Source organism: Alicycliphilus sp. T452 (genome assembly GCF_054512775.1).
In genome coordinates this window covers 73,857-98,288 of sequence record NZ_JBTNEH010000008.1, presented here as the reverse complement: position 1 = coordinate 98,288, position 24,432 = coordinate 73,857, and the positions used below count along the sequence as shown (strand labels likewise).

Here is a 24,432-nt window from a genome sequence, read left to right as displayed (position 1 = left end):
CCATCCGAAAAGCCGCAGCCCCGCCCACGAAGAACGCGGACGGGGCTGCAAGGTGGGAAGAACAGAAAGCCGGCGGCGCTAGGCCGGCGATGGCGTGGGGATCAGGCGGTGACCAATTGCCGGGCCAGTGCGACCTCGACGGAATCACCGTCCTGGTTCAGGACATCGAGCCCGGATTCGGGCACGTCGCCCGAGGTGGACTGCGAGACCATGATCTTCTTGGCCATCAGCTCCAGGCAGGTCATCTGCGAAGTAGCCGCGTAGCCGAGATAGATCACGCGCACCGGCTGTTTCTGCCCGATGCGCCAGGAGCGGCGTGCCGCCTGTTGGAGCGAGTACACGTTGTAGCCACTTTGCATGAACACAATCGTCGGGAACTCCAACAGATCCAGTCCCGTCTTGACCAACTCGGGATTGGTGATGAGCACGTCGATGCCACGGTCCAGTTGCTCGGCAATCCAGTCCTCGCGGCGGCTGGCATCCACGCTTGCGCGCAGCACCGCCACCCGAAAACCTTCCTGCTCCAGCAGTACCTTCAGGCGCGACGTGGTGTCGCGCGTGCCGGTATAGACCGTGTAGGCCAGGACCTTGCGCCCCTGTGCCTTCTCTGCCTTGCAGATGTCGATCAGTTCACGCTCCTTGGGGCTGATCTCGAACTCATTGAACTGAGCCGGGACGAACGCCAAGGTGTTGCGCGTGCGCGGATGCACCACGGTCTCCGACCGGAAGCAGCAATCCGGCCAGGCCAGCAGCACGTTGAGGACCACGCCCAGCAGCGTCGTGTCGCGTCGCGCCAGAGCCTGTTTCAGCTCCGCGGTCAGCCGACCCGCCAGATCGCGGTAGGCCGCGGCTTGCGCCGTGTCCATCGCGACTTCGCGGAACTCTTCGTCATACGGCGGCAGGACGTTGCCACCGATGTCCTTGAGCTTGAGGAAGATCGTGAACGGCAGGATGCAGCGCAGGACACCCTTGGGGCCAAAGCCCGGAGCCTTGACCGTGCGCACCGATACTTTGGTGCCCTTGGCCGTCTTGTGCGCCGGGCCGGTGCTCTCGGAATAGATGTCCTTCAGGACACCGTGATCACGCATGAACGCCATCGCCGCCGAGGTCATACTGCCGCTCGTGGTCGGGCGGTAGCCGTCTTCGATCATCCGTCCAGGCAGTGCCCGGAACAGCAGGTAGAACAGATCATCGCCGTAGCCGCCCATCAGCGTGCCGGTCAGCAGCAAGGTCTTGCGAGCCTTCGCCGCCAGCACGCCCATGGCCTGGCCCTGGGCACTGCCACCGTTCTTGTACTCGTGCGCCTCGTCGGCGATAAGCAGGTCGAACGTGCCTTGCGGCAGGTATCTCTTGATGAATTCCGAGGGTTGGTAGCCGCCCTCGCCAAAGCCGAACTCCATGTTGGCCATCGCACGTTCCATGCGCGTGGCCTGACGGTCGGAAAACACCAGTTCGCCGTTACTGTCCATGAGGTTGATGAACTCATGGATGTTGTCGCCCAGCATCGAGGCCAGGAAGCCGTCACCGAACTTCTGCATCAGCTTCTGCGCTGTGACTTCCCCGATGGTCGGGATGCGCTTCAAGGCTTTGAGGACGACCGAAGACTGGTCACTGCCGGACAGACTACGCGGGCGGATCAGCGTCCACAGGGGTGCGGCGCAATGGCTGCACTTCCTGCGTGACTCCTCGGCTTCGAGCGCGACCGGGTTGACCGGTTCGCCGTCGAGGTCGGTGATGACCGTGCCGCAGTCTGGGCACGCTGCCACGTCGCCGTGGCGGGTGCGCCGCGTGGTGAAGACAGGCTTCCAATGGAACCCCATCCGCATCCGCACGCGGCCCAGGACAAAGAACTCCTGGCCCGTGGGCTGCACACCCAACTGCTCGCGCAGCTTGATGAGCTTGACCAAGGTGTCCGGGCCGTTGAGGACCCAGACCTTGGCGCCCGCCACCGTCTCCTGGATCTCGCGCCGCCATTTGTAGACCAGGTGGGGTGGCGAAAGCACCAGGGTGCGGCGGTAGCCTTCGGCGTTGAGCACGGCAGCCGTGGCGATGCCGACGGTCGTCTTGCCGCAACCCATTTCGCCATTGACGATCGCAGCGCGTTCGCCTTGATCGACCAGCAGCTCGGCGGCGGCATGAACAACTTCGGCCTGGGCCTGGAACAGCTTGCGCTTGAGGCTGGCGACGATGAGTTGCCGGTGCGCCTGGGGCTGGCCGGTATAGACCGGCGGGTTGGCGCGGTTCAGCGAATCGAGCAATTCGTCGCCGAACTCGCCGACGAAATCCTGAAGGCTCAGGGTCAGAGGGGAAGATTCCGCGTCGAGCAGCTCGCCCTGTACGGGCGTGGTATCGGCGGCGGTGGTATCGAGATCGAGGGACATGGTGATGCTCCAAAGTAGTGGGACATGCACCACCCCCAGAGGGGCGATGACATGCCCCGTGGTGGGAGAAAGGAATGACACGCGGCGGCAAATGGCCGTCGTGCGTGGTGTGGATCAGTACTCGCTGGGCAGCAGCAGCGTGGTGACGCTGCGATCCCATTCGGTGATGATCCAAAGCTTCAGGCCGAGTGTGACCTTGTAGGAAGAAAACAGACGATCCTCGCCGGACTTCAGCGCGGCATCGTTCTGCCGCTTGTCACTGTCGTCGAGGTCGCCCCAGTCGCCGCTGAGGTGGCGGCGCAGGAACGGAATCGGGTTGAGCCGACCCTGTTCGACCAGGGCGTCAACCCCGCAGGTCATGACCACCTGGCCGGGCGTGAAACGCAGGCTCGATGTCTGGTTGATAGAAAGTACTTGGGCTGCCATGGAAGGCTCCTTGAGATGGAAGGGCCACGGCACCCCATCGGGGCGGCTGGACCCTGTGGGTGGAAGAAGGCGACGGCGAACCGTCGGCGGAAGAAACGCAATCAACGGATGGTCAACACCTCGCCCCGTGTCACGGAGTCAGGCGTCATGTCCCATGCGCGGATGACGGGAACGAACCGGTCGGTAAGGATGCGGGTCTCGGCGATGGAGCCGTCGTCGCGCTCGGTGAACTCCTTCTGCAGGGATTTCTCCTTGTGGGTGTCCCCTTTGACGACGAGCAGGCGCCCGGTCTTGGAACGCACAACCCCCGAGATCGCGCCCGCGGCCAAGGCCAAGGCGAGATGCCAGTGGGACAAGGCCCGCGCCGGTGGACGCAACGACTGCTGCGCGGCCCCCAGGTGCGTGTCCAGCGACGGCCAGAGGCCTTGCAGCCGGCCGACCTCGTCGGCGAACTGCTCGGGCTCCATCGTCACGCGGAAAAAATGCTCCGGCTCGGCCGGACTGGCGGGGACGATGTACGGCAGGAACGGCCAATCGCTCGGCAGTTCCTCGGCTTCAGCGTCGCCTTGCCCGATCTGCAACAGCAGCGCGCGCGTGGCTTTGACCGAATCCACAGCCTGGTCGCGCTGGCGCACCCTCCGACCGAAGATCACCACTTGCTTGAACTGCGTTTCCACCGCTCGGTAGATGCGCAGATCGGTGTAGTGGCGCGTCAGCCAGCCGACCAGGTCCGCGTCGAGCACGTAACCGGGAACGATGAAGACCAGCACGCCGCCGTATTGCAGCAACGGCAGGGTGCGCTGATAGAACAGCTTTTCGAGGCGGGCACGGCCCTGGCCCTGGTAGCCGATGTTGCCGTTGACGTCCTTGGACAGGTCGCCATACGGCGGGTTGAGCCAGAGCAGCCCGAACGACTGCTTGGAGATCATCGTGTCCATCAGGTCCGCGTGCAGGCAGTGATCGACCAGTCCACGGGCATGGCGTGCCCGTTCCACATCGAACTCGACAGCGAACGCCTTGGCCTGCTCGCGCCCGAGGGCGTGGGCGGCTTCGGCGATCGCCACGCCTTCGCCGGCGCAGGGATCAAGGATGCACATCGGCCCATTGGATTCAGGCGCACTGGACATCAGTGCATTGAGGGCTCTTTCAAGCGTGGGTTCGTCGGTCGGGAAGTACCCGTTTTTCACGAAATTGCGGGCGAGCCGCGGGAACATGAGGGCCATGGAAGTCTCCTGGTTGGCGGGGATGAATGACGGAAGCACGCCAAGGCATGCCTCCGCGGGTGGGTCAAACCGCTACCGCTACCGGCGTCCAGATCTTGGCCGGATAGGGATAGGCGGTGAGCACGTCACTGCGGATCAGGGAACCCAGCGCCAGGGTCAACGCCGGCACGTCGATGGCAAGCCGATGGCCTTCCAGCTGCCCGAGGGCGAACGGAAGGCGGGCCAGCATTTCGCGCGTTTGCAGCAGTTCCAGCACGGTCTCGCGCCAGTGGTCGAGCAGCGGCAACGGGCAGGTGTCCCGCACCAGCATCCACAGGCGGTCAAGCCGGTGGGCGCTGCCCTGTGGCAGCAATGCCAGTGCGCTGGCGTTGGCCTTGTCGGGCCTGACGCAGCGCCGGTCGAACAGCCACACGTTGGACAGCGAACCAAACAGCGTTCGCCGGTAGGCGCGCGTGATGCGCTTTTCCAGGCGATCGACGTTGCCGATGAACACCGGGACGCTGCCGCCCTGATCGGTGATGACGTGGAACTGCTCCAGTCCCTGCTCGTCGCGCCCGAGGGTCAGGCGAGCAAGGAACTGCTGGACGGCGGTGTCGCGCGCCCAGATGGACAGGAAGATCAGGTTGCCCTGGTCATCGCCGACGCAAGCGTCGGCCATCACGTCCGGGCATTCGTCGATACGGTACAGCGTGGAGGAAGAAGTGTTGGCGGGCATGGTGGTGTCCTCGGATGAACGGGAGCAGCACCGCCCCTCGGGCATGTACTGCCCCAGGGGGTGGAAGAAAACCGCTCAGTCCGGCTCGAACTGCCGGGTGTGCGGGTTGAAGTGAAGCGCTTCGTCTGCCGAGGTGATCGGCGTGAAGCCGTCCAGGTAGAGGTTGTTGAGGTACTGTTCGCGGTAGGTCAGCGCCTGCCGTGCCTGTTCCTCGGTGAGGCCGTTGCTGATGAAGTACTCCAGCATCTCCTCGCCGGAGGACACTTCGTTGTTGGACAAACTTCCTTCAACGAGTGCCAGTAGCGAGGGTGAGAGCGCAGCCAGGATGGGGTCCATGTCGGTTCCTCCTGGTTCAGACCATCAGCATCGCGGCGGGAGCCGTGACAGCCGTGGGTGTGCGCCGCCGTGCGTGGTAGGCGCGAACGCCTGCACGCCATTCGGCGGACTGCTCCGGTGCGAGGTCCAGATAGGACAGCGGGCACGAGTAGTAGTACGGGTGCATGGACTCTTCCAGCGGCTTGTAGCCCCACTGGTTGCCGCTGCGCTCAAGCAGATCGCAGCGGATGTAGCGCAGGGACTGGCCCGGCGCGAGATTACAATGCACACCCTCGACCTTGGCGATCATTTCGACCACGGACCACAGCACGTTGCCGCGTAATGCGCGAGCGATGACCTTCGCGCTGATGCGCTCGGTCTCCTGCGGTGCGATCAGTTCTGCGATCAGTTCAGACCGCGATTGATGGGAGAAATACCAGCCCATGAGAGGCCTCCTGGGAAAGTTGAGTCGGAGGCCCCCCATAGGGGGAGAACCCCGACGGGTGGTGAAAAGCCGCGCAAGCGGCGATGACGTGTGTCGGACCTCAGTAGTCCGAATCGCAACCAGCCGGGCAATAACCCAGCTCGATTCCGTGCGAGCAATAGCCGTGTTCAGCGTTCCAGTCCTGGGTTTCCTGCCTTTCGGCCGGTGTGGCGTAGTCCCATTCCTGTGCGATCTGCAGGGCCTGTGCGCGCTGCTCTTCGGGCAATCGACCAACTTGCGCGTCGATCGCCGAACTGAAGCGTTCTACGTAGTAGTCGTGAGACAGTTCGCAACCCTTGGTGGCTTGTGCGGCTGCCGTCTCGCAGAGAGCCCGCCACGCGGATTCATCCAGCGCAGAACGAGGTGTATCGCAAGCGATGGTGGACATGATGGAGACCTCCAGAAAGGTGCCGGGGCCTCCCCCGCATGGGGAAGGAACCCCGGCGGTTGGATGAAGAACACCGCGGATGCGGCGTTCGCGATCACGCAGATTGCAGTTCGGCCTGGCGGCTCCACTCCTGCGTCTTGAAGTCCAGCGCGTAGCCCATTTCGCCCAGACGGGCGATCTGCGCGCGCAGGGTGCGGCGGTCGATGGTCGAGTCCAGCTTCACGGACTCGCCCAGCGGCCACAGGATGCCGAACAGCGCGGCGTTGCCATCTTCGGTGCTGCCGGAGGCAGCGGTCGCAGCGGGCGGCGGCGCATCCACACCGAACGGCGTGGTATCGACCAACGGGTCTGCCGAGGCCTGCACAGGGGCAGGTTTGGCGGGCCTGGATGCCTTGGTGGGTTTGGCCGGCGTTGCCGCAGGCTGTGTGCCCAGCTCTTCATCGAGCGGATCGACGTCCGGGACGGCGAAGCTGCGAGCTTCGTCCCGGCTCAGTTTGTCGATGCCCGAGAGCGTCATCCCGTCCAGGCTGGCGCGGATCTCGAACCGCATGCCGCCGCCGACCGGGTAGGACTTCGGGAAGATGTAGCGGATGATGAATTCCCCGTCGTACTTGCCTTCGGGGTACTGTTCCAGCTCCGGGTCCTTGACCTCGAACACACCGAGGTGCGTGGTGAGGCGGCCGACCGTGAACGGGCCGTTGCGACCGCGGATGGTGCGCAGCGTGAGCTGGCCCGGGACAACGATGGGCGCGACCGATTTCACGGGCGCCGATGTGACTGCCATGATGGTTCTCCTTGTGAATGGGAGGAACGGCAAGGCCCCGTGAGGGGCCATGCCGGATCAGAACGAAGCAGCCAATGCCGGCTCCTGCTCTTCGACTTCACCTTCCGGCTCGCGCTCGGCGGGCTCGTCAGGCTGCCCGGCAGCGGGGTCGGCGGCGTCCTCGGCTTCGGGCGCGGGCGCGTCCTGGGCCGGCGACGCCTCGGCTTGCGCCTGGCTCGTCGGATAAACCTGGGTGCCGTCGATCTTGATCAAACTGATGTGGATCAGCGTCGATTCCAGGCTCGCTCCCGGTTCCCCGGCGCGCTCGCCCTTGGTGCGGATGTACGGATCGACCTTCATGTCGTTCAACCTGAAGCCGATCAGCACCTTGCGGTCCCCTTCGATGGCCTGGACGCACCGGCGAACCAGGTGCTCGGCCTCGGGGGTGGCGACGATGGTGTCGAAGTACCGATATTCCGGCTCACCGACAGGCCCGGTCAGTGCGGCGACCGTGCATGCGAGGAACGCATCACCGTCCGGGGGACTGACGTCCTTCGGGCGGCTGAGGTAGCCGATGCCACGGGTGATCAACTCGTGCTGCTTGGTTGAAGCCAGTTCGGCCCGGTCGATCAGCTCGGCCTTGAGCAGTCGCGCCTTGAGGCTGGCGGCCGGCTTGCCGGCGTGCTCGCCTTTGTCACGGATGTACGCATCGCCCCAGAGGTCGCCGAGGCGGAAGCGCACCAGCGGGCGCTGCTTGGGATCGTCAACGCCGATGTAACGCTCGACCAGCTTCTTGGCCTCGGCACCCGAGACCTTGACGTCGAAGTAGCGGTAGCTGGGGTCCCTGGCGGGGCCGACCAGCGCAGCGATGGTGCATGCCAGGAAAGGCTGCGCACGGCGGCCGCCTCTGACGGGCACTTCACGGACACGCTGGACGTAGCCGATGCCCGAGGTGTGGAGGTCGAAATACGATTTCTCGTTGGACGTGTTCATGGTGAATCTCCATAGGGAAGAAGCGGAGACACACCGGCCCACGCATGCGGGGAAAGGTGCGTAACCCCGCGATGGGTTGAAAAGGCAGAAGCATCCACCACCGGAAAGTCCGGTGGCCGCTCGCAGATGGATGCTGTGCGAGCTGGGTGATCAACGCGGTGGAACCGCGCCGTAGCCTTGAAGATCGTGGCTACCTGGGATGCTGCTGACGGCTGTCAGCGAGGCATGGGGGCAGCATGGGCGGCTCTTGCGCGCAAGGCTGCAATGAATCGGCATTCGGGCGCTTCCGTTTTTCCATGGAGCCTGGTGCCTCCCACAGGCACTTTGGCCTCTACATACAGATCAGTCGCCGCAGAAGAAGGCGATCGACTCTTCGGCGGGATCGAACAGGTCGCGCTGGTCAGCGGCGAAGCGCGCCAATTCGGCGTAGCTGGGGCCATCGGCGCGGAACCGGGCACCGCTGGGCTTGCTCGCCAGGTTCAGGGATTCCATGCGAATCCACCACACGGCGGCCTCGGGCCGGGCCTTGATGAGGGCCAGGCGCTGCCCGCGCGGTTTCAGGAAACACAGGTCGCAGTTCCCTTCAAGCGTGCGCCCGTTGACCGTGATCAGGTCGAGGTCGAATGGTTGCGCCCGCCAGAAGGCGCCCACGTCGCGCACGGTGACGCCAGCGGCCGCCAGCGGCATGCACATCGTCTCGTGGGTCGATTCGGTGGAATGGCCGCGCGCGCGAATCTTGGCGACGCGTCGCTGCTCGTCGGCGCGGATGCCGATCATCTGGTCCCAGTCCGTCCAGCCCAGGTGCCGCAGGAAGCGGTGCATCGGGCGAATCTTCAGGCTGGTGGTGCAGCCTCGCGCGACGGGATTGGGTAAATACTGGCGCTTGCGGATCAGCGCCTCGAACGGCTCGCCCTGGCGGCTGGCACGGTCGAAGTTGGTCAGTATGAAGCCCGGTTCCGTGGGCAGGTATTCCAGCCAGTGGATCGGCACCTGCCAGTGCTCGGCGCAGTCGCGCACGAAGCGCAAGGTCGCTTCCACTTCCTTGCCGGTATTGGCGAAGCAGACCACGGTGTCGGCAGGCAGGCCGCCATTGGCCTGCAGCACGCGCCAGAGCATGTAGGCGCTAGTGCGGCCACCCGAAAAGCTGATGCAGGTGGGTTGGGTGATCTTGAACGGGTCGTGCATGCGGTCGTCTCCGTGGGCATGTCGGCGGTGGACCGACGAGGCAGGCCATGGCGGCTGGAGACGAACGCGTACGCGGCACTGGCTCCGGTACAAAGAAAAGGATGCTCCCGGTGCGGGGGCTGTGAGGGCCGTGTGGCGATTGCTGCGCTATGCGGGCGGAACCACCTCCAACGACAGGTGCGTGGCGGTGGCGGACAGCATCAGGTCGGTGCCGTGCAGAATGCGTGAGAAGACGCCTTCCTTCGGGTCGAAGAACTCGCCGAAGTCGTCGCCGCCAAGTTCGGCGCGCGCCAGTTCCCACCAGTCATAGAACGGATCGGTATCCGGGTTGCAGCCAACGGCATAGGCCAACAGCTTCACCCGACCGTCCGGGCGGCGCTCCCCGCGCTCGGCGAGGAAGTACACACCCGGGTCTTTGGCGAGAATGACGCGGCCCTGGTTGGTGATCGCCTCGACCAGCACGGGGCGCAGGTCGGAGCCTTTGAATCGCAGGGGCATGGTTGAAATCTCCTGTGCGGAAAGGAAAAGAAAAGGCCCTCCACCCGAATGGATGGAAGGCCCGTGGGGCATGTGGCCGGTGGGCTGCGGTTTCAGCCGTAGTGCCGCCGGGCCTCCTGCCATGGAACGAAGCGCGCATCACCGCCAGTTGAGATCGGAAGCTGTGTGCTCCCGGTCTCTTCCGCCGAGAAGCGCGTCGCCTGATCGAACGGAACCCAGCCGAACTCGTTGGACCAGAAGCCAGCGCTGTTGCCGGTTGCCGACTCGTTGGGTGAATAAACCACCCAGCAGTCGCTCACCTTGGACGTCATGTCAGCACTGCCTGGCGCCGCCGGGCCGCTTTGGCGTCGATCACGCTCACGTCGATCAGGCGCCAGCGCCCGTCGTCGATGAGCCGCTCCAGCACTTCACCGAGCATGTCGAAATACACCTCGTCGTGCCGATCGACCAGTTCGAACAATTCACCATGATTGCGGTGCCGTTCCACCACGTAGGCATCGCCCGCGCGGTCGTACAGCACCGTCACCCGACCCTCGAACTTCGCGGTTGAGACCGTGAAGCTGATGGAGGGAGGCGTCTCGATGATCTTCGACGGCTTGGGATCGACCCAGGTGAAATCCCGGGCACCCGCATCGACCAGCATGTGGGTGATGCGCCGGAAGCCATCGGACACAGGCATTTCCTCCAACTGCTCGATGAGCTGGCCCAGCTCCATGCACTGCGGTTGGGGGATGGGCAGCTTGGCCGGAGCCGAACCGAGGATGTGCGTCTTGACGGTGTAGGGAATACCGTCGGACGTCATCTCCGTGCGCTCTTCCGGGGTGTCCGCGCGCAGGCCGTCGAAACGGCGCCGTGCGTAGGGTTGCACATGCACCTTGACGCCTTCGTTGGGGATGGTGGTCACCAGCTTGGGATCGAGCACAGCGAACTCGCTGGGCTTGAGCTTGACGACGATGGCGTCGTCAGTGGCCGCGACTACCTTCCCGTCGAAGGGCTGGGGATCGATGGCGAAGCCCAATGTCGAAGACTGCGGCTGATCGTCGAACACACGGTACTTGAACGACCGCACATTGCTGGGCACGTGGCCTGCAACAAGCGAAGGCATCAGGGATTTGATGAGGGAACGGTCCATGGGAATCTCCTTGAGGAAAAAACAAGGGATTCCCTGCCCGCAAGGGAGAGGTCCCTTGTGGGTGGCGTGGATGGACGCGGAGCGTCCGGGGAAAGAAAACGACCAGCGCGGTTTCCCGCACTTGCAGCCTCGAAGGTCTCGGCTGCCTGGGCATGTGTCGGCAACACCGACGAACATGCAGGCAAGGATGGCCCTGCAGCAGTCGCTCGGCTCGCAGGAATCGGCACCGGGCCGCACCCGCTTTCCTGCGTCGAGGTCAGGAAAAAGCCCCTCAAGTGAGGGGCTGGAGGGGTCAGGCGTCGTACACGAAGCAGTGCGTGCGCTGGCGTGGGAAGAAAACGTGCTTCCAAGAGTCGCCGCTGATGGTGCCGCCATCGAACATCACCATCTCGTAGCGGTCGATGTCGGTGTCCACGAGGTCCAGCGTGGCGATGTGGCGCATGTGCAGCTTGCCCTTGTCGCGCTCGAACACCAGGGTCTGGCCGATGGCATCGTCGTGGCACATGGCGTTGACGCAGGCCCCGAGTTGCTGCTCGAAGTCCTGGGCGGGGATGATGAGGTCCGGGAACATGGAATTGCTCCTATGCAAGTGAACCAGCCCGGCTCCCTGGCGGAAGACGGGTTGACATGGGCAACTAAAAAAGAAGGTTGATGCGGTGCGCGGCCGCTAGGACTCGTTCAGCGAGAGTCCCGGCAACACCAGCGCGTCGGCGTCGAGGATGAGGATGCGCACATCGGCCTGACCGGCCAGTTCAAGGATCTGCGCCAGGTCGTCCGGCATGCCTTTGGTCCGGTGCTCCTGTCGAAGCTGCTCGGCAGTGATGCCTGCAGCCTGTCCCAGGTTCTCGTCCGTCCACGGCGTGGAGATCAGCTTGACGCCGATCGCCGGGCTGTACGGAACACGGAAGGCGATGAACAGGAACGCCTCGGGCGTGGCGAGGTCCGCCAGATCGGCCAGATACCGGCCGGCTTCCGCAGTGATGTGGGCGCTGCTGATTTCCCAGCACCGGCTGTAAAAGCCGGTCTCGAAGCTCAGGCGCTGGATCACCTCACGGGCTGCTTCCTCCGAATAGGTGTCGCCCACGTGCATGGGCCGTCCGTCGAAGTCGTCACCTTCGATGGCATGGATCACCGAACGCACGATGCCGTCGGCCTGGCACTGCGCTTCCAACTCCTCGGGTACTTCCTGACCTTCGGTGATCAGTGCGAACTCCTTGCCGACCAGGCAGGGAAACTGCGCCACCTGATCGTCCGGCAGATGTGCCTGGCTGGAATGCAGCGGCCGCCAGACCGGCGGACTATCGTCCTCGCAGGTGATGAGCAGTGTGCGGATGATGCGCAGATTCCGATAACCGCGAATGAAGGGGTTGTTTGACTGTGCCATGGGATTGCTCCTTTATAGAGAATACCGAGGCCAATCCCCGCCGGGGATAAACCCCGGTGGGTGGAAAAAGGAATAAACGTCAAGCGGCGTGGCATCCATATGGAAAAGACCGAGGCCGGATGGCGCTGGGCAAGGGAAAAAACGAGAGGGACACGGCCTCGACAGAGGCGCATGTCCCTCATGGGGTGGAATGAACGCGAACGCAGCGATGTGCCGGGAACCGGCTCACCAGCCGCAGTAGTTCACCAGAAGGTCGGCGATGACCCTGCGGCGTTGCAGATCGAGCCCGTCGAAGTCCGACAGCCCGTGGAAGTGGCAGCGCTTGAGCATGGCTCCGCCCTCGCGCGCGTTGTAGAAGCTGAACATCGCGGACAGGAACATGCGTTCGCCGCTGCTCAGGACGCCGAGGGCGTCATTGGCATGGAGCAGATTGGGACGCAAATCCCACTTGCTCTTGGCCTGGTTCAGTCCTTCGCGGGTGCCGTCGCCAAACCATTGCGGGCCGGCGATCTCGATACCACGCTTCCAGGCCTCGAAGAAGGCTTGGGGCGCGGCGCTGAAATGCCGTTCTTCCTGAACGATTTGATCGACTACTTCCTGTGGCAGTTGCTGGTTCATGACGTGAATTCCTCACAGTTGGATCAGGGAATGGCGAGCTGGGACCAGCCGCCTCTTTCGAGGGCACGTTGAGCCGCGGCATAGCTGCGGAAGTACTCGCGGGATTCCCGCGAAACAGGACCTTCGGTATCGCGCGTGCCGATGTAATGGCCGGCGGCGCTTTGCAAGACTTCGAGCGACAGGAACTTGCCGCAGTAGGTCAGGGCCAATTGGCCAAAAGAGGCTTGCTGGGACATGGACGGGCTCCTTGGAAAAGCGGGGCCTTGTCCCTCACGGGATGGCAGCTCCCGCACGCGGTTGATAAAAAGCATCAGCGTCACGGGGACGCTCGTCCGCAGAATTGATGCGATGCGGACTGGTGGGTAACGCGGGAGAGACCCGCGGCAGCCTGGAACCCTGGCTGCTGGCATGTGCTGACGAATCAGCGAACATGCGGGCAGCTTCCTGCGAGGGCCGTGCTGCGTCAGTTGGAAAACGGCATCCGGCCCAGCCCCGATTGATGGGCGCAGAGAAAAGAAAAGCCCCGCATCGAGTGCGGGGCTGTCAGGAGGGTGCGGTGGCGCTGGGTCAGTCGGGCTTGTCGCCCAGGGCATGCTGCTTCCACAGGGCGAATGCCTCGTCCGGTGCCAGTTCGGCAAGGATGACGATGGGCTGGGCCTGCCGGGCGCGCAGCGAAGCGAAGTACGCCTTGCGGTCGGCGATGGCCTTGAGCTTGATGCCCTTGAGAAACTTCAGCTTGCCGTCCTTCAGGAACAGCACCTTGTCACCGATGTCACGCTTGAACGCGGCTCGCACCTTGCGATCCGCGTGCAGGGCATCGGCCAGTTCGTCGACCAGGAAGTCGAGCGTGATGTCGATGAGATGAGGGGCTTCACTCTCCTGGCCGAGATCGATCGGCGCAGGCGGCAGGCCCTTGGCGAAGGCTTCGGCCTGCCGTGTGTTGGGGGACAAGGATGGGGGTTCATGTCGGGTCTCCTGTTCGTGTGGCCCAAGGCCAATGGCCGGGCCGGGACGTTGATAGGCAGGAGAAAGGCGTCGAAGGCCCAACGGCCTTCGACTCGGGAGGAAAGAGGAACCACCCGTGGGCTGATTGGCAGGCCCGGTCGTCGCTAAAACCGTCTGCTTATCAAGCAATCACACCCGGCCCATGTCGTGGCTGGGGCCGGCATCGTCTGGCGCACATCCGCGCACAAAGGGAGCCCGTTTTTGCGCCGGCGGGCACCGGCACCGAATACCGTTGACCACGAAGGGTCTCCCGGTGGCTCGCGCAGCCTGGCAAGCCATCGGGGGACCCTTCGCAGGGGCGGAAGAAATGCAGATCAGCAGAACGCGCGGGAGGCGGTTCGCGGAGAAGCTACCTTCAGGTCCCGCGGCCGGGGACGGCTGGGCGGGACGCGCACACGGATCAAGAAGGCGTTGCACGCTGGGCGTCCCGCAGGGCGTGCGGGACACGGACCACGCCGCCGACGGCGGGCACGGCTCACGGGGAAACGGGGTCGGTCAGGAGCCTTTGCGGCCGCTACTGCTACGGCGTGCGGTGCGCGAGGCCCCACGCTTGGACGTGCCGGATTCGACCGGCAGCGTGCCTTTGCAGTCTGGATACCTGCTGCACGACCAGAATGGGCCGCTCTTTCCGGTGCGCTGGCGCGTGGGTGCGCCGCACTGCGGACAAGCCGGTCCTTGGGGAACCTTGATGGACAGAGACGTGCTGCCGTACTGCGCGATCAACTGCGAAATCCACGCGGCTTGCTTGCCGATGAACACGTCCAGGGTGAGTTGTCCCGCCTCGATCATGTCGAGCGCCTGCTCCCACACTGCCGTCGTGCCGGGGTCTGCAATCGCCGCGGGCACGGCGTCGATCAGCGTGAACGCCGCATCCGATGCGCGAATGGAGCGTCCCTTCTTTACGATGTAGCCACGGGCGATCAGCCCGCTGATGATGTTGGCCCGCGTTGCCTCGGTGCCGATGCCCGTTGTGTCTTTCAGCTTCTGCTTCAGGCGCGGGTCGGTCACGAAGCGCGCAACGCCCTTCATCGACTTGACCAGTTCGCCCTGGGTATAGGGCTTGGGTGGCATCGTCTTGAGCGCCTTGAGTTCGGCCTCGGCCACCTGGCATGCCAGGCCCTCGCGCAGCGCGGGCAGCACCTGGCTGCGCGCCGCGAAGTCGCCGTCCTCGTCGGCACCACCTTCGCGTTCTGGCTCGGCCAGCACCAGACGCCAGCCCTTGACGACTACCTGCTTTCCGGTGGCCACCAGCTTCTGCTGGCCGCAGGCGAGATCCGCCACGGTGCGGTCGAACTCGTGGTGAGGGAGGAACTGCGCCAGGTAGTGCGCCCGGATCAGCCGGTACACCGCCAGTTCCTTCTCACTCATGGCAGAGAGGTTCGCCGGTTCGAGCGTCGGGATGATGCCGTGGTGCGCCGTCACTTTTCCGTCGTTCCAGGCGCGCGAGCGCTGGGAGCGGTCAAGCTGGCCCATGATCGTGCGCAGCGAAGGGTCGGTCTTGAGCAGGCTGTCCAGGACCATGGGCACCTCGGCGAACATGCTTTCGGGCAGATAGCCGGAATCCGAGCGCGGGTACGTCGTGGCCTTGTGCGTCTCGTACAGGGCCTGAGCGATTTCCAGTGTTTCCTGCACATCCAGCCCGAGTTGCTTGGAACACACCTCCTGCAAGGTGCCCAGGTCGAACAGCAGCGGTGGGCCTTCCCGCACACGCTCGATCTCAACCGACACCACCTGGGCGCTGCCCGCCGCGCGGATCTGCTGCACGGCTTGCTGTGCTACCGGCTGCTGCAAGCAGCGGCCGGCGTCGTCGGTGCGGGTGTCGGGCGCAACCCATTGCGCGGTGAAGGCCTGGCCACCTGAAGACAGGGACACGTCGATGGCCCAGTACGGCACGGACACGAAAGCCGCGATCTCGCGGTCGCGGTCCACGACCAGTTTGAGCGTCGGCGTCTGGACGCGCCCAACGGACAGCACGCCGTCATAGCCCGCCTTCCGCCCCAGCAACGTGAACAACCGGCTGAGGTTCATGCCCACAAGCCAATCGGCGCGCGAACGCGCCAGCGCCGAGTAATACATCGGCAGCGTCTCGGACGAGGGCCGCAGCTTGGCGAGCGCCGCGCGGATGGACGCATCGTTGAGCGCCGACAGCCACAAGCGTTCGATGGGGCCGCGGTAGCCGCACAGGTCGATGATCTCGCGGGCGATCATTTCGCCCTCGCGATCGGCGTCGGTAGCGATGACCAGTTGGGTCGCCTTCGCCAGAAGCGCCTTGACGACCTTGAATTGCGTGGCGGTTTTCGGTTTGACCTCGACCCGCCAATGCTGAGGAATGATGGGCAACTGCTCGATGGACCAACGCTTCAACTGCTCGTCGTAGGCTTCGGGCGCTGCGGCTTCTACGAGATGACCGATGCACCAGGTGACCGTGACGCCGGAACCGTTGAGACAGCCTTCACCGCGCTGCGTGGTGCCGAGAATCCGGCCGATGTCTTTGCCCTGGGAGGGCTTCTCGCACAAGAACAGCCGCATGTCCGTCCATCCCGATTCCCGTTGTTCATGGAGTTGCTGGCATCGAGAATGCCGAGCTCCGGCAAGGACGGCAGCAAACAAGCCGCATGCGGCGGCGACCGCTTTCACGGGATGGAATGGCTTGTGCGGGGATGGCGCGTGGTCGCAGGTGTGCGGACCGGGAGCCGCGATTTGCGGGAGCGCGTGGAAGTCGGTAGACGTCGATGGAGCTATCCCCAGGGGATAGCTTGCGGGTACATGGAGGGCGGCGAAGATTTGTTGCCGCCGCCCGCCATGCCGAGTCACTTCCTGCGCTTCGCCTCTTTCGGCGCGGTTGATTCCTGGGCGGCTTGGGACTTCGGTTCTGCCTCCTGCGGCTTGGGGCTGAGGACCACGGACTCGATGCGGTACGGCAGGATGCCGACGCTGCGCGCGTTGATCTGCCAGGTCTCGCGCGGCTGATCTTCGTTGTCCGTCCAGGGGTCGCGCTCCATGCGGCCGATGACCAGGACACGCATGCCTTTCTGGTAGAGGCGCTGCCAGCGTTCGGCATCGTGGTGCCAGATTTCCACCGGCGCCCAGAAGCCGCCGCGATCCTCGAAGGTGCCATCCTTCTTGGGCACGGGATTGTCGAAATAGACGTTCAGGCGCAGCAGGCGGCTGGGTTCGTCGTTGCCGTTGGGGAATTCGCGGTACTCGGGCGGCGAGCCGATGTTGCCTTCGCCCCAAAAATGCGTGCTCATGGTGTGATCTCCGTGGTGGTTGAAATACCCGTGCCTCGTCGGCTCCGGGCGCGTGCTGGAATGCCCGGCGCAATCACCGATCGCGCATCGCAGCGGGGATGGATGCGATCCGGCGCAGGTAGGCGTCTTCCGCTTCGGCCGCCTTGCTGGCGCATTCCTGTGCCTGCCTGCCCAGGGTGTGCAGCAGGCTGATCTGCATGTTCAGCGTGATCCGCTGCATCTCGATCGCGTGCAGATCAGCGAGCAGGTTGACTGGCGTGCTGGTGCTGGCGATCTGCTCCTGCCACAGCGCCACGCCCATGGCCGACCTGTCGTGCCTGCGCCAGCGCAGAAAGACAGTCCCTGCGCCAGTGGTCTGCTGGGCCAGTTCGACGGGCAGCAGGTGGAAGGGATGCCCACACGCCTGCGCCAGCACCTGTCGCTGCGCCATGTCAATCAACTCGTCGCGCATGGCAAAGCACTGGCTGGCCCAGGCCTCAAGATCCCCCTTACCCTTAAAAGGCTTTAAAAGGCCTTTTAGAGAGGCCGAGTGTTCCAGCTTCATGAAGGCCCCCTGTTGCAGGCCCCGGAAGTAACGGGTCGGTTGGTTCAAATCGCTCATGCCGACTCATCCTCTCCGGCAGCCTCGACTGGCGCGGCGCTGGCGGCCTCGTCGCTGATGGGAGCGGCTGCGGCAGAACCCTCACCGCGCTGCTGCAGGCCACGGCGCACGATGGGCGGCGCAAACTTCGAGCGGCGCGTGCCTTCGTACATGTCCTGCGGCAACTCGCCGAACTTCTCCAGCGCGGCCCGCGCTGCGGCATTCTTGGAGGCGAAGTCATCGCGCGTGCAGCCCGAGTAGCGGTACTGCTGCGCCAGGCTGAACAGGCTGCGCAGCGCATGCGCGCCGTCGTTGAGCCAGCGCTCCAAGGTGCTGCGATCGATGAGCGCAGTGTGGTGGGCAAGGATGAGCTTGCGGGCGATGTCGTCGTAGTCGGCCAGAAGATAGACCGCCGCGAAGCCGAGCTGGGCGTTCACGAACAGGGGGAGCTTGACGGGTTGCACGTTGAGGTTCTCGCCCAGGCTCAACGCTGCGGGCACGCCGGCCAGCGCCTGGTCCACCTGCTCGCGCAGCGCTTGCAGCGTGGCCTTGGTCTGGTCGAGCTTGTCCTCGATGCGCAGCATCCACCAGTCCGAATACGGGTCGTCTTGTTCCGAGCCGCGCTTCATCTTGTTCATGACGGCGATGTAGCCGTTCAGGCCGACGATGCCCGGCCGCCCCTCGGCGGCAGCGCGACCATGCCAGATGCGGGAAGCGTGGTGGGTGTGCAGCGTCAGCGACATCGCGCTGCGCAGGGAGCCCAGATTCAGTTGCAAAGGTTCGTTGGTTGCCATGGTGACCGCTCGCTGTTGGACAAGGAGTGGCCAGCTTGGGGCAGGAACCGGAAGGCAGTCAGTCAACAAACCGAAACCAGCCAGCCCCCGGTTCAGGGCGTGGTGGCCGCCTGCGGCGCGAGCTATCCCCAGGGGATAGCTCCGCCAAACGCCACGGAGCGCTGCTCACGCGGATGGCGACGGGCATGCGCTGGGGAAGGCGTCGTGCTGAACCAGCATGCGGGCGTTACACCTTGCATCACAGCTATCCCCTGGGGATAGCTTCAAGGAGCGCCAAGGAAAGCTGTTCGCCGAGGCCGGCTCGGACAGCCCCGGTCAACGGCAATCACTCGATGCGTGGTCTGCGCGCACGTCCGAGATCCATCATTGCCAACCAGCTATCCCCAGGGGATAGCTCCACTGAAATCCATGGACGCCCGCTTCAGGGTCTGATCGCCCCAAGCGGTCAGCCTTTGCGCAGAAGGTCGCGCAGCCGTTCGATGTGCTGCCGGGCCACCTCGGATGGAACCACATTGCGCGGTGGCTGAGGCGGCGTTTCTCGCGCGGCGGCAGGTGGCGGTGCTGGTCCAGCCTGCCTGGTCCACGCATTGAACTCGCCCCGGATGGCCCGCTGGATGATGCCGAACAGGTAGCCAGCCGGATTGCGGATGGTGCTGCCGCGACAACGCTCCACCCATTCGTCCAGCACCGCCTGGCGCAGTGAGGCATCGACCTGCTGCAAGGCCACCATGGCGCCTGCCTGCTGCTCTTCTTTCAAACCGAAGAAGCGATCGGGCAGGCGGACACCCTGCATCGCGCGCGCCTGCCCACGCTCCCGCGCAGTAGTACGTACTTCATTAATACGACTACTACGTACAGTACGGTCCTGCTTCGGATTCCGAAGAGAACCGTCTGGCGCGGGTTTCAGGCCTGCTTCGGATTCCGAAGAGGGGCGTTCGCCATTCCGAAGAAGGCCTGCAAGCCCTTCTTCGGAATCGTGCATCGCGCCCTCCTGTGGATAACTCTCGGTGGCGGTGATGCCCTGGCGGGCCAGGCGCTCGGCCAGGACCTGCAGCCGCGACGGCAGCGTGCGACCGGACAGCAGCGGGTCGCCGGCGATCTCCTTCAGGGTGTTGAGCCCCACCATCTGGACGGCCTTGGCCGAATGGCCCAGGGACTGGCTGACCAGGGCCAGGTAGTCCGCGTCGAGCTGCATCGCCTCGAATGGCGTCAAGGGCTCGTCGTGCAGGACGTAGAGGTTGCCGAGGATCCGGCCGGTCTTGGGGTCGCGCCGTCGTCGCACCAAGCTCAGCCACCGCGTCAGGCGCAGCAGCGTCAGCGCTCGCGCGACGGTCTCGTGGGAGGCTTGGCCCGCGCAGGGCATGGACGCCAGCCAGGGGCGCAACTGCTCATAGGTGGGGAACGCCGTCACGCCGTCGTCGTTGAGCAAAAGCCGGAACACCTGCCAGGCATTGCGCTCCAGCGGTGTCAGCCGGCGATCCAGGAACAGGCGCCGCGGCACGCTCTCGTGCCGGTTACCACTGAACAGAAAGCCGTCGCCGGGCGCGGGTGCGCCGGGACTGGGCGCGAGTTCCTTCAGGGCGTCCTCTAACAGATCGGCAAGGGCGACGGGGCCTTGGCGCGCTGCTCGTGGTGCAGTGTCGTCCACGGCCATCGCTTATCCCAATCCCTGATCGACCCAATTCTTGATCGCGGCCCAGACCACCGATAGCGGCAGCGACATGCCTTCGGCCAGGTCCATTGCCGCATCGAGAATCGAGGTCTCGTCCTCCAGATCGACGTTCCTGCTGCTGGTCACAGCCTTCCATTGCCGCCACAGCTCCGTGTCCTGGGTCTCGTCCAAGACAGGGTGGCGCCCCTTGCGCTTGGGCAGGCCGAGGATTTCCCGCCGCAGGGCGACTTCCTGATGGGTCAACCCATAGAAGCGGCTCACCATTTCCGTGCTCGCGCCCAGCCTGAGCATGCGATCGACCGTGGCGATCTCCTTTTCCACGTCCTGCGCCTGATTGAGCAAGCGCCGCAGCACTTCACGGTTGACCGTGACCGAGCACCACGAGACATTGGCGTTGGCCAGCACGCTGATCAGCGCAGGGTGCTTGAGCGCATCCAGCTCGGCCTCACCGAAGCCCATGGCCTTGCAGCGGCGCAGTTGACCATTGCGCAGGTCATACAGCGCCTGGGCGATCACGGCCTGGTTGAGGGGATGCGATGCGGACATGCAGGCCTCCCTCGCTCACGTCCCGGGCGCCGCAGCGCCGGCTTCCAGGTCCAGCAGGCGCCGGGCCAGGCGCAGCAGGCGAAAGAGCTTGACCAATGCGGTGTCGCTCAAGCGCCTGGCCCCGTCACCGTGGCCTGGGCCCTGGCCGTGCAAGAGCGCCGGCAGGTCGGTGGCGAGCTGTGCGCCGTCCATGCCGGCCTCGACGGCAGGCTGACCAGCCAGGGAAACAAGTAGCGTCAGCACCGCGCGCCCCGGTGACGAAGGGGCCTGGGCGCGGGCGCGGCAAGCGAACCCGATGCCACCGGTGCGATCTTCAATGCACTCGTCCAGGCCCGCCTCGCCGGCGATCTCGCGCGCGAACTGCGCGATGTGGATGCGCAGCCGGTCGGGAGTGTCCAGGCCAGCGTCGATGTACCAGACGTCGGAGATCGGATAGAGGCCCCCGGCCTGCACTGGGATGGACTGCAGTACGTTGGCCGAGAAATCGGGCGGCAGTGCATCGCCCAGCTGCTCGGCCACCATCCGCTGGATCGACTGGAGCCGTTCTGTCGTCGGTGCGGGCGAGACGATGTGCTCTCGAAGCAGATCGTCGGCCCCGGCCGCAGGGCTTCCGGTGGCCGTCTCGCCAGCCGTTGCGTTGTCCTGACGCGAGGCGCGCGCGGCCGCTGGCGGACTGGCCGGTGGTGCAGGCGGTGCGATAGACGATGCCGTGCCCGGGGGTGGCGGCCTACTGTCCGTTGGCTGAGGCAATGCGGGCGGTGTCGCGGGCGGGGCCGGGTCGCTGACCAGCGCCCGGTGGCGGCTCTCCGATTCGGTCAGGTCCAGTGCCAGCACGTCGTAGTCGATGCCCAGTAGTTCGGACATCTGGCCGATCAGCTCGTCCTGCACGCGCTGCGGGGCAAACTCGTCGCCCTGCGTGTCGAACTGCGACAGCACTTCTTGAAAGAAGCTGTCGAAGTCCAGCGGTAGTGGGTCGCCCTTGTGGCCCTTGGCGTAGTGCTCCCAGGTGCGCTCGCAGGCCTTGCGCATGACCGACAGCCGTTCGACCTGGTGGCGGCCCAGGCCGCCATAGAGCACGGTCGGGATCGCGGGCAGCAGGTAGCGCACCGCATCGGCCATGCGGCTGATGTGCGACTGCTGAACGGGGTAGCCATCGGCTGCCAGGCGGCGGGCCAGTTCGGATTGGCTCAGTGCGGCGCCGCTCTCCTGTTCATAGAACCCGCGCGCTTTCTCGATGCCCAGGGCACGCTCGATGAACGTCAGACCGCCGCGCAGTTCGTTCTCCGCGAGGTGTCCTGTCAGCGCGATGATCTCTCCGCGCTCAGACCAAGGCCGGAACAGGCACGATATGCGGAAGAACCGTTCGTCCTTGGTCTCCGACCAGAGTTCGCGCAGGATCGCCAGTCGCGTGTTGCCACCGTTGCGGATGATGTAGTGCTCGTCACCCGGGCGCCGCGTGATGGCCGGTGCCGCATCCAGGCCGCGCTCGCGGACGGAGGCCTTGATCTCCTCGTAGGCGGGATTGCGCTTCATGCGCGGGTCATGGTCGTAGGGACGCAGTTGATCCAGCGTCACCAACATCGGCGTGTCAGCGATCGGGTCGCTCAAAGCCGTGGCCGACGGGCCAACGCGCTCGAACCCAGCCGCGAGCAGCTTGCCCGCCATGTCCTGAGAGGTCATGTCAGCCATGGCAGCATCCCCGGGGGCCGCCGGCCTGCGCGATGCGAGCCTCCCGTTCGGCACGGCGGATCTGCGCACGGGCGTTCAACTCGGCCCGGTGATCGCTCGCCGTCGAACTGGTGTAGATCGCAGCGCAGCCGGTCTTGGTGAATTTGAGATGCCCGCCCAGCGTGCGCTTGACGTGCCAGCCTTCGCTTACCGCGAACTCGATCAGGGCGCGCAGTCGCTTGTGGCCGCGGGCCAGGTCATGTGCGTTCGCCATGGGGCCTCCCGGTTTCCAGAGGACGCTGCGGGCGGCCGGACACATGCGCCAGTCGGTCCTGCCACTGGGGGAACAACTCGTTGGCGAGCGCGCGCATCGTGTCGAGCGCGGCGGGCGCAACTCTGCCCGGGGGCTGGCGATGCTCGACCCGATGCACCGGCAGGCCACGGGTCGCGGCGCGTGGATAGGCTTCGATGGCCGGCACGTCGGTGCCCAGCACTCGGATGCCGGCATGGCCCTGGAACAGATCGCGCAGTGCCTGCTGGATCATCCGTGCGTTGGCGGACACGGGGTGGACGCGGTTGATGAGCAGGTGCAGCGGTGGCGGTTCGATGCCCAGGTGCCGGTATGGTGTGATGTCCTCCAGCAACTGCATGGTGCCGCGCCGCAACTCGCGCGCCGCGAGGATTTCCGGTGTCACGGGCGACAGCGCGAGGTCGGAGGCGAGTACCGCCATCTCCAGCAGCACCGAGCGCGCGCCCTGGGTATCGATCAGCACCAGGTCGTAGAGCGGCGCCAATACCGGCAACAGGTGGCGCAACCGCAGGCGTCCATCGGGCGCGTGCAGCAGCAAGGTGTTCAATTCGCCCCGGTGGTCGTTGGAGAGCACCAGGTCCAGGCCCGCGATGATCGTGCGAGACACGAGCCGGCCAAGGTCGCGCTCGTTGAAGGCCAGCAACTCGTAGATGCCGCCCGGCGCACGATGAGCTAGCTCGTAGTAGGAGGACAGCGTGGGCTGCACGTCGAGATCAAGCAGCAGCACGCGCAGGCCAGCGTCGGCGGCGATTCCGCCGAGGTTGGCGGCCGTGGTCGTCTTGCCAACGCCGCCCTTGGTCGAGATGATGGATACAACCTGCATGGCGCTCTCCGGTAGAGGATGGGAAGTCCGTGGAGAGCAGCTCAAGTCCGGTTGTTGAGGCGTTCGGCGATCCACTGGTCGATCTCGAACGAATCCCAGCCAACCGCACGCACGCCCAGGCGCAGCGCCTTGGGGAACTGGCCTTTCCTCATCAAGTTGTAGATGTGGGCGCGCTTGAAACCAGATTTGGTTTCGACTTCATCGAGCCGCAGGATGCGGCGCTCACTTGCGGGCAGTGCAGGTGTCTGCGACATGTCGGTCACTCCTGAACGCTCAGCGGCGTTTGTTGGCGTGACCCCTATTCAATAGACTTGGCTGCGGAAAGACATTGCAAATGCAATCTCCGCGACTGCACATACAAGCTCGCAAACCTTATGCGGTTCCGCTACGGACATTCTTCCTGGCGTTGGCGAACTTGCCGTTCAAGGTTCGCTCCGTGATACCCATGGTGCCGCCGTAGTTGGCGACCAATGCCGAGACAAGGGCCTCCTGCGTTTTGAAGCTGGAGTAAGGAATGCCCGAAGGGGACTGGCCCAGCATCAGCGTCAGCATCCCGCCAATGATGTTCAGGTAGGTGGCCTCTGCCCGGTCGCTGATCGGGCACTGGGCGCAGGCGAGAATCACCGTTGCCTGTTTGCGCAGCGCGTCGTGCTTTTCCTGCAGTTCGCGGAGTTGGCGCCTGGACTGCTCCAGAGCGGATTTCAGTGCCAGCCGTTCGACCAGCATGGCTTGGCCGGTTTCCAGCGTGATGACCGGGTGTGCGATGCGCTCGCTGCGACAGAAAAGGAAGCTGGGCCGATGCTCGGGATAGTGCGAGAGCATCCAGCACTTCAGATCGGTGTGGCGAACGGTGAGGTCCGGGGCCTCCAACAGCGCGAGGTCGTTCAGCGTGATGCCGTTCCGACCGAAGGGTAGCTCTCGGTTGAGGATGCCGTCATAGATGCGTTCCGTGTACAGACGCAGTTCGTTCCAACGAGGGCACTCCATCGTTTGCGGTAGATCCCTCGGCGACGATATCGAGGCCAAGATCAGATGTTTGTACTGCAGCAGACCAGCCCAACGGATGGAGGCTTCGATCGGGCGGTAGAACACCTTCGATGTTGGTGCATTCTTGTGCATGCTCCCATCTCCTTCCAGGAGAACCACATGGCGCGCTCCTTTACGACCAACTCCCAAACAGCCTGTTGTCCTTACCCGAAGACGAGCTTCAGGCGCAGCGGTTGTAGAGGGACGGGACACGCTCTCACCAGCCACCCCCACTGGTGGTCGTCACGTGCT

At 64.7% G+C, this 24,432-nt stretch carries 28 protein-coding genes and 1 pseudogene; all 29 read right to left on the bottom strand.

Translation table 11 applies throughout. The features are described 5' to 3' along the window. Window positions 1–101: 101 nt before the first annotated feature. Complete coding sequence (locus tag ACX12L_RS09440; protein ID WP_187725695.1) at window positions 102–2,381, bottom strand: helicase-related protein; 2,280 nt, start codon at window positions 2,379–2,381, stop codon at window positions 102–104. 114 nt (window positions 2,382–2,495) lie between these two features. Continuing rightward, on the bottom strand, window positions 2,496–2,807 hold the full coding sequence (locus ACX12L_RS09435) for a hypothetical protein (protein ID WP_201395528.1): 312 nt from the start codon (window positions 2,805–2,807) through the stop codon (window positions 2,496–2,498). A gap of 101 nt (window positions 2,808–2,908) precedes the next feature. Continuing rightward, window positions 2,909–4,054 (bottom strand): DUF6094 domain-containing protein, encoded by a 1,146-nt coding sequence (locus tag ACX12L_RS09430; RefSeq protein ID WP_269093191.1) that lies wholly within the window; start codon window positions 4,052–4,054, stop codon window positions 2,909–2,911. Window positions 4,055–4,094: 40 nt separating this feature from the next. After that, window positions 4,095–4,745, bottom strand: coding sequence for a hypothetical protein (locus tag ACX12L_RS09425; protein ID WP_187725693.1), 651 nt, complete (start codon window positions 4,743–4,745; stop codon window positions 4,095–4,097). A gap of 75 nt (window positions 4,746–4,820) precedes the next feature. Then, the gene (locus ACX12L_RS09420) at window positions 4,821–5,081 is read right to left on the bottom strand and encodes a hypothetical protein (RefSeq protein ID WP_187725692.1); all 261 of its coding nucleotides are present in this window, start codon (window positions 5,079–5,081) and stop codon (window positions 4,821–4,823) included. 16 nt (window positions 5,082–5,097) lie between these two features. After that, entirely contained in the window at window positions 5,098–5,505 is a 408-nt protein-coding gene (locus ACX12L_RS09415; RefSeq protein ID WP_187725691.1) for a hypothetical protein, read from the bottom strand. A 100-nt stretch (window positions 5,506–5,605) separates the two neighbouring features. Then, window positions 5,606–5,932: a hypothetical protein gene (locus ACX12L_RS09410; RefSeq protein WP_187725690.1), complete on the bottom strand. Its 327-nt coding sequence runs from the start codon at window positions 5,930–5,932 to the stop codon at window positions 5,606–5,608. Window positions 5,933–6,026: 94 nt separating this feature from the next. Further along, window positions 6,027–6,716 carry a DUF3275 family protein gene (locus ACX12L_RS09405; protein WP_201395526.1) on the bottom strand — a complete coding sequence of 230 codons (690 nt, stop codon included), beginning with the start codon at window positions 6,714–6,716 and terminating at the stop codon, window positions 6,027–6,029. A 57-nt stretch (window positions 6,717–6,773) separates the two neighbouring features. Next, window positions 6,774–7,688: a DUF3577 domain-containing protein gene (locus tag ACX12L_RS09400; protein ID WP_201395525.1), complete on the bottom strand. Its 915-nt coding sequence runs from the start codon at window positions 7,686–7,688 to the stop codon at window positions 6,774–6,776. A gap of 342 nt (window positions 7,689–8,030) precedes the next feature. Next, window positions 8,031–8,873, bottom strand: coding sequence for a phosphoadenosine phosphosulfate reductase domain-containing protein (locus ACX12L_RS09395; RefSeq protein ID WP_201395524.1), 843 nt, complete (start codon window positions 8,871–8,873; stop codon window positions 8,031–8,033). A 147-nt stretch (window positions 8,874–9,020) separates the two neighbouring features. Next, window positions 9,021–9,371: a DUF3085 domain-containing protein gene (locus ACX12L_RS09390; RefSeq protein ID WP_201395523.1), complete on the bottom strand. Its 351-nt coding sequence runs from the start codon at window positions 9,369–9,371 to the stop codon at window positions 9,021–9,023. Between the two features lie 92 nt (window positions 9,372–9,463). Then, the gene (locus ACX12L_RS09385; protein ID WP_201395522.1) at window positions 9,464–9,682 is read right to left on the bottom strand and encodes a hypothetical protein; all 219 of its coding nucleotides are present in this window, start codon (window positions 9,680–9,682) and stop codon (window positions 9,464–9,466) included. Beyond that, window positions 9,679–10,503, bottom strand: a complete 825-nt coding sequence (locus ACX12L_RS09380) for a GTPase (RefSeq protein ID WP_459262367.1) — start codon at window positions 10,501–10,503, stop codon at window positions 9,679–9,681. Before ACX12L_RS09380 ends, ACX12L_RS09385 begins: the two co-directional genes overlap by 4 nt. A gap of 292 nt (window positions 10,504–10,795) precedes the next feature. Further along, window positions 10,796–11,074, bottom strand: a complete 279-nt coding sequence (locus ACX12L_RS09375) for a uridylate kinase (protein WP_201395520.1) — start codon at window positions 11,072–11,074, stop codon at window positions 10,796–10,798. Window positions 11,075–11,170: 96 nt separating this feature from the next. After that, window positions 11,171–11,887, bottom strand: coding sequence for a DUF5983 family protein (locus tag ACX12L_RS09370; protein ID WP_172206866.1), 717 nt, complete (start codon window positions 11,885–11,887; stop codon window positions 11,171–11,173). A 225-nt stretch (window positions 11,888–12,112) separates the two neighbouring features. After that, complete coding sequence (locus tag ACX12L_RS09365) at window positions 12,113–12,505, bottom strand: hypothetical protein (protein ID WP_172206865.1); 393 nt, start codon at window positions 12,503–12,505, stop codon at window positions 12,113–12,115. Between the two features lie 23 nt (window positions 12,506–12,528). Next, window positions 12,529–12,741, bottom strand: a complete 213-nt coding sequence (locus tag ACX12L_RS09360) for a hypothetical protein (protein WP_172206864.1) — start codon at window positions 12,739–12,741, stop codon at window positions 12,529–12,531. Window positions 12,742–13,072: 331 nt separating this feature from the next. Then, window positions 13,073–13,438 (bottom strand): annotated as a pseudogene (locus tag ACX12L_RS09355) (hypothetical protein); the annotation flags it as partial. Between the two features lie 567 nt (window positions 13,439–14,005). Next, the gene (locus ACX12L_RS09350) at window positions 14,006–16,039 is read right to left on the bottom strand and encodes a DNA topoisomerase III (RefSeq protein ID WP_172209239.1); all 2,034 of its coding nucleotides are present in this window, start codon (window positions 16,037–16,039) and stop codon (window positions 14,006–14,008) included. Between the two features lie 281 nt (window positions 16,040–16,320). Next, the gene (locus ACX12L_RS09345) at window positions 16,321–16,761 is read right to left on the bottom strand and encodes a single-stranded DNA-binding protein (protein WP_172206863.1); all 441 of its coding nucleotides are present in this window, start codon (window positions 16,759–16,761) and stop codon (window positions 16,321–16,323) included. 73 nt (window positions 16,762–16,834) lie between these two features. After that, window positions 16,835–17,362, bottom strand: coding sequence for a DUF3158 family protein (locus ACX12L_RS09340; protein WP_172206862.1), 528 nt, complete (start codon window positions 17,360–17,362; stop codon window positions 16,835–16,837). Then, entirely contained in the window at window positions 17,359–18,135 is a 777-nt protein-coding gene (locus ACX12L_RS09335) for a PFL_4669 family integrating conjugative element protein (protein ID WP_172206861.1), read from the bottom strand. Before ACX12L_RS09335 ends, ACX12L_RS09340 begins: the two co-directional genes overlap by 4 nt. A gap of 445 nt (window positions 18,136–18,580) precedes the next feature. Next, window positions 18,581–19,789, bottom strand: a complete 1,209-nt coding sequence (locus tag ACX12L_RS09330; RefSeq protein WP_172206860.1) for an STY4528 family pathogenicity island replication protein — start codon at window positions 19,787–19,789, stop codon at window positions 18,581–18,583. A 3-nt stretch (window positions 19,790–19,792) separates the two neighbouring features. Continuing rightward, the gene (locus tag ACX12L_RS09325) at window positions 19,793–20,353 is read right to left on the bottom strand and encodes a DUF2857 domain-containing protein (RefSeq protein ID WP_172206859.1); all 561 of its coding nucleotides are present in this window, start codon (window positions 20,351–20,353) and stop codon (window positions 19,793–19,795) included. 15 nt (window positions 20,354–20,368) lie between these two features. Continuing rightward, window positions 20,369–22,042: a ParB family protein gene (locus ACX12L_RS09320; protein ID WP_201395519.1), complete on the bottom strand. Its 1,674-nt coding sequence runs from the start codon at window positions 22,040–22,042 to the stop codon at window positions 20,369–20,371. Further along, a complete protein-coding gene (locus ACX12L_RS09315; RefSeq protein ID WP_172206858.1) occupies window positions 22,035–22,295 on the bottom strand; it encodes a hypothetical protein in 261 nt (86 codons plus the stop codon). Before ACX12L_RS09315 ends, ACX12L_RS09320 begins: the two co-directional genes overlap by 8 nt. Then, window positions 22,279–23,154 (bottom strand): ParA family protein, encoded by an 876-nt coding sequence (locus ACX12L_RS09310; RefSeq protein ID WP_172206857.1) that lies wholly within the window; start codon window positions 23,152–23,154, stop codon window positions 22,279–22,281. Before ACX12L_RS09310 ends, ACX12L_RS09315 begins: the two co-directional genes overlap by 17 nt. A gap of 41 nt (window positions 23,155–23,195) precedes the next feature. After that, complete coding sequence (locus ACX12L_RS09305; RefSeq protein WP_172206856.1) at window positions 23,196–23,408, bottom strand: AlpA family transcriptional regulator; 213 nt, start codon at window positions 23,406–23,408, stop codon at window positions 23,196–23,198. Between the two features lie 118 nt (window positions 23,409–23,526). Then, window positions 23,527–24,273: a hypothetical protein gene (locus ACX12L_RS09300; protein WP_172206855.1), complete on the bottom strand. Its 747-nt coding sequence runs from the start codon at window positions 24,271–24,273 to the stop codon at window positions 23,527–23,529. Window positions 24,274–24,432: the final 159 nt, after the last annotated feature.